Origin of the sequence: Caballeronia sp. AZ7_KS35 (assembly GCF_023631045.1) — a bacterium.
In the GTDB taxonomy this organism is placed as follows: domain Bacteria; phylum Pseudomonadota; class Gammaproteobacteria; order Burkholderiales; family Burkholderiaceae; genus Caballeronia; species Caballeronia zhejiangensis.
The window spans coordinates 352892-364651 of the sequence record NZ_JALQDV010000003.1 but is presented as its reverse complement, the minus strand read 5'-3'; the positions used below and the strand labels follow the sequence as shown (position 1 = coordinate 364651).

Annotated in this window: 9 protein-coding genes; 5 read left to right on the top strand and 4 right to left on the bottom strand. The window is 63.4% G+C overall.

The window, feature by feature from the left end; translation table 11 throughout:
* Positions 1–23 precede the first annotated feature (23 nt).
* The 3 genes from NCT05_RS07885 (at position 24) to NCT05_RS07875 (ending at position 3023) form a co-directional block, all read left to right on the top strand.
* Positions 24–1361 (top strand): Nramp family divalent metal transporter, encoded by a 1338-nt coding sequence (locus NCT05_RS07885; RefSeq protein ID WP_250502014.1) that lies wholly within the window; start codon positions 24–26, stop codon positions 1359–1361.
* A 168-nt stretch (positions 1362–1529) separates the two neighbouring features.
* Positions 1530–2747 carry a phospholipase A gene (locus tag NCT05_RS07880; RefSeq protein WP_250502013.1) on the top strand — a complete coding sequence of 406 codons (1218 nt, stop codon included), beginning with the start codon at positions 1530–1532 and terminating at the stop codon, positions 2745–2747.
* A 72-nt stretch (positions 2748–2819) separates the two neighbouring features.
* Positions 2820–3023, top strand: coding sequence for a DUF1289 domain-containing protein (locus NCT05_RS07875; RefSeq protein WP_008349809.1), 204 nt, complete (start codon positions 2820–2822; stop codon positions 3021–3023).
* A gap of 69 nt (positions 3024–3092) precedes the next feature.
* Here NCT05_RS07875 and NCT05_RS07870 read toward each other — a convergent pair whose 3' ends face one another.
* The 4 genes from NCT05_RS07870 to NCT05_RS07855 form a co-directional block, all read right to left on the bottom strand.
* Entirely contained in the window at positions 3093–4685 is a 1593-nt protein-coding gene (locus tag NCT05_RS07870) for an ABC-F family ATPase (protein WP_250502012.1), read from the bottom strand.
* Positions 4686–4863: 178 nt separating this feature from the next.
* Positions 4864–6309: a threonine synthase gene (gene thrC / locus NCT05_RS07865; protein ID WP_250502011.1), complete on the bottom strand. Its 1446-nt coding sequence runs from the start codon at positions 6307–6309 to the stop codon at positions 4864–4866.
* A gap of 11 nt (positions 6310–6320) precedes the next feature.
* Positions 6321–7643, bottom strand: a complete 1323-nt coding sequence (locus tag NCT05_RS07860; protein ID WP_008349813.1) for a homoserine dehydrogenase — start codon at positions 7641–7643, stop codon at positions 6321–6323.
* A 25-nt stretch (positions 7644–7668) separates the two neighbouring features.
* Positions 7669–8907, bottom strand: coding sequence for a pyridoxal phosphate-dependent aminotransferase (locus NCT05_RS07855; protein WP_008349814.1), 1239 nt, complete (start codon positions 8905–8907; stop codon positions 7669–7671).
* A gap of 419 nt (positions 8908–9326) precedes the next feature.
* Here NCT05_RS07855 and NCT05_RS07850 point away from each other — a divergent pair, with 419 nt between their 5' ends.
* Both NCT05_RS07850 and NCT05_RS07845 read left to right on the top strand, forming a co-directional pair.
* On the top strand, positions 9327–9701 hold the full coding sequence (locus NCT05_RS07850) for an Mth938-like domain-containing protein (RefSeq protein ID WP_250502010.1): 375 nt from the start codon (positions 9327–9329) through the stop codon (positions 9699–9701).
* A 312-nt stretch (positions 9702–10013) separates the two neighbouring features.
* On the top strand, positions 10014–11687 hold the full coding sequence (locus tag NCT05_RS07845) for a glycosyltransferase family 39 protein (protein WP_175980107.1): 1674 nt from the start codon (positions 10014–10016) through the stop codon (positions 11685–11687).
* Positions 11688–11760: the final 73 nt, after the last annotated feature.

Genomic DNA, 11760 nt, shown 5'->3' with positions numbered 1-11760 from the left:
CGCTATTCGAGGCCGCCTCCCGCATGAATACCAATCCCTCCGCGCTCGCCCGGCCGTCAGCCGCGAAATCCGACGCGCAGTCGCCCGCGGCGACCCGTGAAGATCGGGAGCGCGCGCCGCGCCCGCGCAGACACTGGTATTCGTTCGCCGGCGCGGGCGCGCTCGTCGCTGTCGGCTACATGGATCCCGGCAACTGGGCGACGGCGCTCGCGAGCGGCGCGCGCTACGGTTACTCGCTGCTTTTCGTCGTCCTGCTCGCGAGCCTGATGGGGATGCTGCTGCAATGGGTCGCGTCGCGCGTGGGCGTCGTGACCGGGCGCGACCTCGCGCAACTGTGCCGCGAACGCTACAGCCGCCGTACGACGCTTGTCCTGTGGATCGCGTGCGAAATCGCGATCATCGCGTGCGACGTCGCGGAAGTCGTCGGCAGCGCGGTTGCGCTGCAAATGCTCTTCGGCCTCTCGCTCACGGCCGGCGTGCTGGTTTCGGCGGTCGGAACCTTCGCGATGCTCGCGCTGCAAAACCGCGGCAAGCGGTCCCTGCAGCGGGCGGTGTCGACGCTCATCTTTCTCGTGAGTTTGTGCTTCGTCATCGAACTCGCGCTGGCGCATCCGGTCTGGGGCGATGCGCTGCGCGGGCTCGCGCCGTCGCGCGAACTCGTCCGCGATGCCGGCATGCTCTGGCTCGCCGCCGGCGTGCTCGGCGCGACCGTGATGCCGCACAACCTTTACCTGCACTCCGCGCTCGTCAAGGAGCACGCGAGCGCCCGCGACGACGCGACCATGGGGCGCGCGCTTCGTGGCGTGAACATCGATACGTTCGGCTCGCTCGGGCTTGCGTTCATCGTCAACGCGTCGTTACTGATCGTCGCGGCCGCCGTCTTCCACGCGAACGGCCACACCGGTGTGAACGATCTCGCCGACGCCCACCGTCTCATTGCGCCGCTCGTCGGCACCCATTGGGCGGGCGTCGTGTTCGCCGCCGCGCTGCTCGCGTGCGGCCTGAACGCGACGGTCACGGGCACGCTCGCCGGCCAGGCGGTGATGGAAGGCTTCCTGCGCCTCAAGATGGCGCGCTGGGCGCGGGCGCTCCTGACGCGCGGGCTCGCGATCGGTCCGGCGCTCGTCGCGGTCGGAAGTTTCGGCCAGCATGGTTCGAACGCGCTCCTCGTCGCGACGCAAGTCGTCTTGAGCCTGCAATTGCCGCTCGCCGTGATTCCACTCGTGCGCTTCGCTTCCGATGCCGGGCTGATGGGCCGCTGGCGCGTCGCGCGCGTGCCGCTGGCGCTGGCGTGGATGTGCGCGGGCGTGATCGTCGCGCTGAACGGCGCGATGCTCTGGCAGGCGGTGTTTTCGGCCTGACGCACCGGTTTCGATGCCATTTCGTCTGGAATGTCGGGATCGCGGCGCGGCTCGCGCTGTCAGACTGTCCTGATGCCCGCCCCGCCCCAACAGGACACGAACTACATGGCCCACGGCCCACGATCGATTTCGCTGAAAAATTCCCGCCGCTCTGCCGGCCGCGCACGCATGTTCGCGCTTCTTCTTGCCGGCCTTTGCACAAGCGGCGCTACGCGCGCGACCGTCGCGGTGCTGCAACCCGCGCGCGAAGCCGCCGCCTCGCAACCGCTCGAACTGACGCTCCTCTATACCGACGATGACGCGAAACCCCTGACCGTCGATGTCCCGAAGCAACTGACCGTGAATCTGACCAATGGCGATTTGCCGCCGGCGCCGCTCACGCTCGAGCGCGATCCGACAGTGCCGGACCGTCTGCGCCTTGCGCCCGGCCAGTATCGCCGCGTGCGTTTTTCGGCGCCGTGGCCCGATTCGGCGCGCGGCACGGTGAAGATCGATCCGGTCGGCTTCGATGCTTCGCCGATGCTCGTCACGCTCAATCGCAGCGATACGCAGACCGAGGTCGCCGCCGCGGAGAAGGCCGAGTCGCAAGCGACGACGCCCGGCCAACTCGCCGTCGCGACGGCCGCGGCGAATACCGCCGTCCAACCGGCGTCCAGCACGGACACGTTGCTCTCGGGCCGCTTCTCGACGTTCGAGCCGATCTATTTCGCGGATGGCAAAAACGGCGACAATCTCGCGAAATTCCAGTTCAGCTTCAAATATCGCCTGCATCTGCCTGACGATCCCCGCTCGCGCGGCTTCCTCGACAACCTCTATTTCGGCTACACGCAAACGGCCATATGGAATCTCTCGGCCGAATCGGTGCCGTTTCGCGACATCAGCTTTCAGCCGCAACTGTTCTATTACGTGGAGGACACCGGCTGGAAAAGCGCGCTCTTCACGCGCATGGGCGTCGCGGCGGGCATCGGGCATGAATCGAACGGCAAGAGCGGCGACGAATCGCGCTCGATCAACATCGCGTTCGTGCGCCCGACATGGGATTTCGGCGATCTGAACGGCAATCACCTGACGCTCTCGCCGAAGTTCTATTACTACCTGTCGAAGGCGGGCAACGAGGACATCGCGGATTATCGCGGCTACGTCGATTTCCTCGTGAAATACGGCAGCCCGGACGGCTGGCAACTCGCGACGACATTACGCAAAGGCTCGAAGCACTGGTACGGCAGCGTGGAATCGCAGTTGACCTATCCGCTCGCGAAGCTGATCGGCAGCGCGTGGGGCGGCTATCTGTTCGTGAGCTACTTCAACGGGTACGGCGAGGACATCCTCGATTACAACCAGCGGCATCACTGGATCGCGCGGATAGGCTACAGTATCGCGCGTTGAGTTTTTTTACGATTTTGAATGCCGCGTTGCCGCCCTTTTTGTTCGGCGCCGATGCGGTCACGAGCTAGCCCAATGTCTTCGAATCTTCACGATCTGCCTGATAGCCCCTGCATCGGCGTGTGCTCCACGCTCTTCGACGACGTCTGCAAAGGCTGCGGCCGCACGGCCGGCGAAGTGTCCAACTGGGTGTTTCTGAACGACGACGAAAAACGCGCGATCTGGGAGCGCATTACGCGCGAAGGAACGGCGATGCGGTTTCGCAACGACAGGCTTTGACCGGCATGTAAAAACGGCCCGCTCTTTCGAGGCGGGCCGCTTGTTTCAGCGCGAGCGCGAAGCCGGTGATTACTGAATCCCCTGGCTCGCCAGAAAATCTTCGTAATTCCCGCCGAAGTCGCGCAGCGTGCCATCCGTCTTCACTTCGATGATGCGATTCGCCAGCCCGCTCACGAACTCGCGGTCGTGCGACACGAAGATCAGCGTGCCTTCGAACTTCTCCAGCGCGATCTGCAGCGACTCGATCGACTCCATGTCCATGTGGTTGGTCGGCTCGTCCATCAGCAGAACGTTGTGGCGGCCGAGCATCAGCTTGCCCCAGATCATGCGGCCCTTTTCGCCGCCCGACAGCACCTTCACGTTCTTCTTGATATCGTCCGCGTTGAAGAGCAGACGGCCGAGCGTGCCGCGCATCATCTGCTCGTCGTCGCCCTCCTTGCGATACTGGTCGATCCACTCGGTCAGCGTCTCGTCCTTGGGAAACTCTTCGTACGTGTCCTGCGGCATATAGCCGACGTTGGCGTTTTCCGCCCACTTCACCGTGCCGTGATCGAGTTCGAGCGCGCCCTTGAGCGACTTGAGCAGCGTGGTCTTACCCGCGCCGTTCTCGCCGATGATCGCGATACGCTCGCCCGGCTGCACCGAGAGCGAAAAGTTCTGGAAGATCGTGCGGTCGTACTTCTTCGTGATTTCTTCCGCGACCACCGCGATGTTGTGCAGCTTCTTCTCGTACTCGAAGCGGATGAACGGATTCTGACGCGACGACGGCTTGAATTCCTCGATCTTGATCTTGTCGATCATCTTCAGACGGCTGGTCGCCTGACGCGCCTTCGACTTGTTCGCCGAGAAGCGGCGCACGAAGTCCTGCAGGTCGGCCACGCGCTCCTTCGCCTTCTGGTTCGCGGCCTGCTGACGCTCGCGCGCCTGCGTCGACGCCAGCATGTAGTCGTCGTAATTGCCCGGCCAGACCTTCAACGTGCCGTAGTCCATGTCCGCCATGTGCGTGCAGACCTGGTTCAGAAAGTGCCGATCGTGGGAGATGATGATCATCGTCGAGTTGTACTGGTTCAGCACGTCTTCCAGCCAACGGATCGAGTTGATGTCGAGGTTGTTGGTCGGCTCGTCGAGCAGCAGCACGTCGGGCTTCGAGAACAGCGCCTGCGCGAGCAGCACGCGCAGCTTCCAGCCCGGCGCGACGTTGCTCATCGGGCCATTGTGATCGTTGATGTTGATGCCGATGCCGAGCAGCAGTTCGCCCGCGCGCGCTTCGGCCGTGTAGCCGTCGTATTCGGCGAACTTGGCTTCGAGGTCGGCGGCGCGCATGTAGTCGTCGTCGGTGGCGTCGGGGTTGGCGTAGATCGCGTCGCGCTCGGTCATCGCGGCCCACATTTCGGTGTGGCCCATCATGACGACGTCGAGTACGCGCATGTCTTCGTACGCGAACTGGTCCTGGCGCAATTTACCGAGACGCACGTTCGGCTCCAGCATGACGTTGCCCGATGACGGCTCGAGATCGCCGCCCACGATCTTCATGAAGGTCGACTTGCCGCAGCCGTTGGCGCCGATCAAGCCATAGCGGTTGCCTTCGCCGAACTTGACCGAGATGTTCTCGAAGAGGGGCTTGGGCCCGAATTGCATGGTGATATTGGCGGTAGACAGCACGGCGCGTCCTTTTGAATGGGGTACGACGAAAAACCTGAGATTTTAACAGCTTTTGGCGGGCTTTTGCCCGCGAGCGGCGATTCTGCCAAGCTGGCTCGGGCGGCGGATTTCGTGCCGCATCATGAAAAACGGGGCGCGGCCGTGCAGCCGCGCCCCGTTCATCCCGATGACGATCCTGTTACGTGCGCTCGGCGATGAACGCCTTCACGACGCCAGCATCGGCAGGAACGATATCGAACCTTTGTGGCAGTTTTTCAAGTCCGACGAACGCAGCCGGCCGCTCGGGCTCGCGATTGAGCGCCTCGCGGATCGTCTCGCCGAATTTGATCGGCTGCGCGGTTTCGAGGACGATCATCGGCACGCCGGGCTTCAGATTTTCGCGCGCGACCTTCACGCCGTCGGCGGTGTGCGTGTCGATCATCGTGTGATAGCGCTCGAATACGTCGCGGATCGTCTTCACGCGGTCGTCGTGGCCACTCTTGCCCGACACGAATCCGAATTCCTTCACGCGCGAGAAATCGCCGCTCACCGCGAGGTCGAAGCCGCCCTTCTCTTCGACGTCGCGGAACAGTTGCAGCACGCGCGCCGGATCGCGTCCGAGCAGGTCGTACACGAAACGCTCGAAGTTCGACGCCTTCGAGATATCCATGCTCGGGCTCGTCGTGTGATACGTTTCCGCCGCGCCGCGCACGCGATACACGCCGGTCTTGAAGAACTCGTCGAGCACGTCGTTTTCGTTGGTCGCGACGACGAGTTGATCGATCGGCAGGCCCATCATGCGCGCGATGTGCCCCGCGCACACATTGCCGAAATTGCCCGAGGGCACCGTGAACGACACGCGTTCGTCGTTGCTCTTCGTCGCGGCGAAATAGCCTTTGAAGTAGTACACGACCTGCGCGACGACGCGCGCCCAGTTGATCGAATTGACCGTGCCGATCTTGTGCTTCGCCTTGTACGCGTGATCGTTCGACACGGCCTTGACGATGTCCTGGCAATTATCGAAGTTGCCTTCGACCGCCAGATTGAAGATGTTCGGATCCTGCAGCGAGAACATCTGCGCGGTCTGGAACGCGCTCATCTTCTTGTGCGGCGAGAGCATGAACACGCGCACGCCGGTCTTGCCGCGCATCGCGTATTCGGCGGCGCTGCCGGTGTCGCCCGAGGTCGCACCGAGGATGTTCAATTCATCGCCCTGCTTGGCCAGTGCGTACTCGAACAGATTGCCGAGCAGTTGCATCGCCATGTCCTTGAAGGCGAGCGTCGGGCCGTTCGAGAGTTCCAGCAGCGACAGCGTCGTGCCGTTTTCCTCGCCGAGCGTCTTCAAAGGCGTGATCTGAACCGCGCTCTCTTCGTGGCGCACGTTGCTGTACACCTGCGCGGTGTACGTCTTGCGCGTAAGCGAGCGCAGGTCGTCGGCAGGAATGTCGTCGCTGAACTTCGACAGCACTTCGAATGCGAGATCCGCGTACGACAGCGTGCGCCAGCGCGCGAGTTCGTCGGCGCTGACTTTCGGATACTCCGTCGGCAGATACAGGCCGCCGTCTTTGGCGAGGCCGCCCAGCAGAATGTCGGAGAACGTGTGGCGCTCGTCGGTGCCGGCGCCGCGCGTCGAAATGTAGTTCATCGTGCTTGCCTTTAGTTGAGCGCTTCCATGCGCAGCTTCGTCACCTTCGAGACGACCGTGGACAGCGCCTCGATCTGCGCGATCGCCGCGTTCACGTTCTTTTCGAGCGTCTCGTGCGTGATGAGGATGATGTCGGTCTCGCCCTTGTTCGCGCCGTCGACTTCTTCCGATTCCTTCTGCAGGAGCGCGTCGATGGAGATGCCCTTGTCCGCGAGAATGCGCGTGATGTTCGCGAGCACGCCCGTCACGTCCGCGACGCGCAGGCGCAAGTAGTAGCCGCTCGTCACTTCGTCGATCGGCAGGATTGGCGTGTTCGACAGGCTGTCCGGCTGGAACGCCAGATGCGGCACGCGATGCTCGGGATCGGCCGTATGCAGGCGCGTCACGTCGACGAGATCGGCGACCACGGCGGACGCCGTCGGCTCCGCGCCCGCGCCCTTGCCGTAGTAGAGCGTCGTGCCGACCGCGTCGCCGTGCACGACGACCGCGTTCATCGCGCCTTCCACATTGGCGAGCAGGCGCTTGGCCGGAACGAGCGTCGGATGCGTGCGCAGCTCGATGCCCTTCTCCGAGCGCCGCGCGATGCCGAGCAGCTTGATGCGATAGCCGAGATCTTCCGCGTAACGAATGTCGATCGCGGCCAGCTTGCTGATGCCTTCCACATACGCGCGATCGAACTGCACCGGCACGCCGAACGCGATTGCGCTCATGATCGTGACCTTGTGCGCGGCATCGACGCCTTCGATGTCGAAAGTCGGATCGGCTTCGGCGTAACCCAGTTCTTGCGCGGCCTTCAATGCGGTCGCGAAGTCGAGCCCGCGGTCACGCATTTCCGAAAGAATGTAGTTCGTCGTGCCGTTGATGATGCCCGCGATGTACTCGATGCGGTTCGCCGTCAGCCCTTCGCGCAGCGCCTTGATGATCGGAATGCCGCCCGCCACCGCGGCCTCGAACGCGACCATCACGCCCTTCGCGCGCGCGGCCTCGAAAATTTCCGTGCCGTGCACCGCGAGCAGCGCCTTGTTGGCCGTCACGACATGCTTGCCGTTCGCGATCGCGCGCAGCACCAGTTCGCGCGCGAAGCCCGTGCCGCCGATCATTTCGCACACGATGGCGATGGAAGGATCGTCGACGACCGCGTTGAAGTCGTCCGTCACCGCGATGCCTTCCTGCTTCGCCGCTTCGGCCTTCGCCGTCGTACGCACGGCGACACGCGAAATTTCGATGCCGCGTCCCGCGCGTCGTTTGATTTCTTCCTGGTTACGGCGCAGCACCGTGAAGGTGCCGCTGCCGACCGTGCCGAAGCCCAAGAGTCCTACTTTGATCGGTTCCATGCAGCGCGAGTCTTTAAAAGAGAGATTAAGCGGAATGTCGTTTGCGATAGCCGTCGAGGAAGCGCGCGATGCGGTTGATCGAATCCGCGAGATCGTCGACGTTCGGCAGGAAAACCACGCGGAAGTGATCCGGCGTCGGCCAGTTGAAGCCGGTGCCTTGCACGAGCAGCACGCGCTCCTCGAGCAGCAGATCCGTGATGAACTGCTGGTCGTCCTGGATCGGATACATCTTCGGATCGAGCTTCGGGAACATGTAGAGCGCGGCTTGCGGCTTCACGCACGTGACGCCCGGAATCGCCGTGAGCATGTCGTACGCGAGTTCGCGCTGCTTGAAGAGGCGCCCGCTCGGGACGATCAGGTCGTTGATGCTCTGATAGCCGCCGAGCGCCGTCTGGATCGCATACTGGCCGGGCACGTTCGGGCACAGGCGCATCGACGCGAGAATGCCGAGGCCTTCGAGATAATCCTTCGCGCGGCGGCGGTTCTCTTCGATCAGCCCGGAGATCGCCATCCAGCCCGCGCGATACCCGCACGAGCGGTAACTTTTCGAAAGGCTGTTGAACGTGACCGTGACGACGTCTTCGGAGAGCGCGGCCATCGACGTGTGCGTCTTGCCGTCGTAGACGATCTTGTCGTAGACCTCGTCCGCGAAAATGATGAGACCGTGCTCGCGCGCGATCGCGATCAGTTCACGCAGCAGTTCGTCGGAGTACAGCGCGCCTGTGGGGTTGTTCGGGTTGATGACGACGAGCGCCTTCGTGTTCGGCGTGATTTTCGCGCGGATGTCGTCGAGATCGGGCATCCAGCCGTTGCTCTCGTCGCACATGTAGTGGCGCGGCGTGCCCGACGACAGGCTCACCGCGGCCGTCCACAGCGGATAGTCCGGCGCCGGAAGGAGCACTTCGTCGCCGTCGTTGAGAAGCGCCTGCATCGCCATGACGATCAGTTCCGACGCGCCATTGCCGATGTAGATATCGTCCAGTTCGACGCCCGTCACACCCTTTTGCTGCGTGTAATGCATGATCGCCTTGCGCGCGGCGAACACGCCCTTCGAATCCGAATAGCCCGACGAACCCGGCAGATTGCGGATCATGTCCTGAATGATCTCGTCCGGCGCCTCGAAGCCGAACGGCGCCAGATTGCCGATATTCAGCTTGATGATGCGATGGCCTTCTTCTTCGAGGCGCTTCGCGTGTTCGAGCACGGGCCCGCGAATGTCGTAGCAGACGTTTTGCAGCTTGTTGGATTTGAGAATCGGTTTCACGGCTGGCGCTCTGGGTCTGATGTGAATGCGGACGGGTTCTGGTGATGTCGGTCGCGTGCGGCTCGGAATTCGGGGCAGCCAGCCTCGCGCGCGGCGGACGGGCGTTGCAATAAATACCGAGGTGAAAGCCGATGGCGGCTCGCCCGGACGGCTCGCTTTTCCCGAGCGCCGAACGATGCATTTTAGACGCCGCGCCAGGTAAGGCATGGGCGATGCGGACCGGATTGCGTGTCGAAGGCGGCTTGTGGCGGCACGCGAGCGCAACGGGTGGCGCACGAGCGAGCCCGGCAGCCAAAAAGTTATAATTTACTGATTATGGCCCAGTTCCGCAATGCACCAATCGAATGCGCCGGAACCGGCGCAAACGGCGCTGCGCGCGCCCGCCGGGCCTCTCTCCTTTTCCTTGCCGGATCATTGTTTTGAAACTGCACCAGGATTCCACCAGCGCGCTCAATACCATCACGAGCTACGGAGACGGTTTCGTGGCGATCAATCTCGAAAGGCACGAAGGCAGCGTGATCGTCATGCCGCAGACGCCCGTCGCGGCGTGGCCGGTGTCGTCGTTCGATGCGCTCAAGCCCGAGGATTTCGATGCGCTCATCGAGGCCGCGCCGGAAGTCGTCATTTTCGGCAGCGGGTCGCGGCTGCGCTTTCCGCATCCGCGCCTCACCGCGCAACTGGCGAAACACCGCATCGGCGTCGAAACGATGGATTTCGGCGCGGCCTGCCGCACCTACAACATACTGATGTCCGAAGGCCGGCGCGTGGCCGCCGCACTGCTGATCGAAGCCTGACGGGATCGCTAAGGCGGCGCTAAGGAAGCGTTGGCAGACTCCCGCCGCCCGTCCGATATCGGCAGCAGCCGTCGCTTGCCAGTCGTCAATTTTGACGGATGCCGGTCGGCCGTGCGCTACACTCCCGCCCGGCATCGTCGTTACGCCGGGCGTTTCGACGTCGGACAAGTGCGCAGCGCGCGCTCGAACGTGCGAACTCGCATCGACAATGCGTGCCTGAGCATGCACGAGTTGCATCCTCGCGCGGCGCGCATTCATCGCTCAATTCGTTTCATTAGCGCCGCGCATCGCGGCATCGGACAGGTCGACTTCATGAACGATACGCCTACCCGGCTACCGCTCACGCGTCTTTCGCTCATTCTTCTGGTACTCGCACTCGCGATCATCTGGTTCGCGCCGCTCGGGTATCGTCATCTCGTGCCCAGCGACGAAGGCCGTTACGCCGAAATGGCGCGCGAGATGTTCGTGACCGGCGACTGGATCACGCCGCGCTACAACGGCTACAAGTATTTCGAAAAGCCGCCCCTGCAAACGTGGGCGAATGCCCTTACCTTTGCGTGGTTCGGCATCGGCGAGTGGCAGGCGCGCCTTTATACGGCGCTCACGGGCTTTCTGGGCGTGCTGCTCGTCGGCTATACCGGCACGCGCGTATTCAACGCGATGACGGGCTTCGCCGCCGCGGTCATCCTCGCGACGTGCCCGTACTGGAACCTGATGGGCCACTTCAACGCGCTCGACATGGGCCTGTCGTTCTGGATGGAGCTGACCCTCTGCGCGCTCCTGCTCGCCCAGCGCCCCGGACTGCCGACCCGCGAAGTGCGTCTCTGGATGTGGCTCTGCTGGGCCGGCATGGGCGCCGCGGTGCTGTCGAAGGGTCTCGTCGGCCTGATCCTGCCGGGCGCCGTGCTCGTTCTGTATTCACTCGTGTCGCGCGACTGGGCGCTCTGGAAGCGGCTCTATATCGGCAGTGGGCTGATCGTGTTCCTGATCGTGACCGGCCCGTGGTTCGCGCTCGTGCAGATGAAGAACCCGGAGTTCTTCGACTTCTTCTTCATCGTCCAGCAGTTCAAGCGCTATCTGACGCCCGAGCAGAACCGCCCCGGCGCGTTCTATTACTTCGTGCCGGTTCTGATCGTGGGTTTTCTGCCGTGGCTGTCGATCGCCTTTCAGAGTGTGCGCCACGGCTTGAAGACGCCACGCCAGCCCAACGGCTTCGCGCCGGTCACGATGCTGCTGATCTGGTCCGCGTTCATTTTCCTGTTCTTCAGCGCGTCGCATTCGAAGCTCATTTCGTACGTGCTGCCGATCGCGCCGGCGCTCGCGCTCGTCATCGGGCTGTATTTGCCCTCGCTGACGAAATCGCAGTACCGCATGCATCTGATCGGCTATGCGGTATTTCTGATCGCCGCGGCCTTCGGAGCGATTTTCCTCGGCCGCGCGGGCAGCGCCAACACGCCTAACGCGCTCTATCGCGAGTTCCAGATCTGGGTGTACGCGGGCCTCGCCGTCGCTTTCGTCGTGACGATATTCGCGCTCTGGCTGAACCGGCGCAGCGTGCTCGCGGGCGCGACGGGACTAGGCGCGGCCTGGCTGCTGCTGGGCACGATCGCGGGCTCCGGTCACGATGTCTTCGGCACGCAGAGTTCCGGCGTGCGGCTCGTGCCGGCCGTGAAGGCCGCGATGGCCAAGCTCCCGCCCGACACGCCGTTCTACTCGATCGCGAAGCTCGACCACACGATGCCCTTCTACCTCGGCCACACGATGATCATGGTCGGCGAAGCCGACGAGCTGACCTTCGGCGTCCAGACCGAGCCGCAAAAATGGGTGCCGAGCGTCGACGAATGGGTCAGGCTGTGGGATTCGGAGCGCTACGCGTTCGCGCTGATGCCGCCCGCACGCTACGACGAGCTCATGGCACGCCACGTGCCCATGCAGGTGATCGCCCGCGACGAGCGCCGCGTGATCGTGGAGAAACCGCAGCCGTGAGCGCGCGTTTTCCTCCCGGTCGCGATGCTGCGCTGCACGATCGTTCGGCATTTCGCGATGAACCGAGTATCCT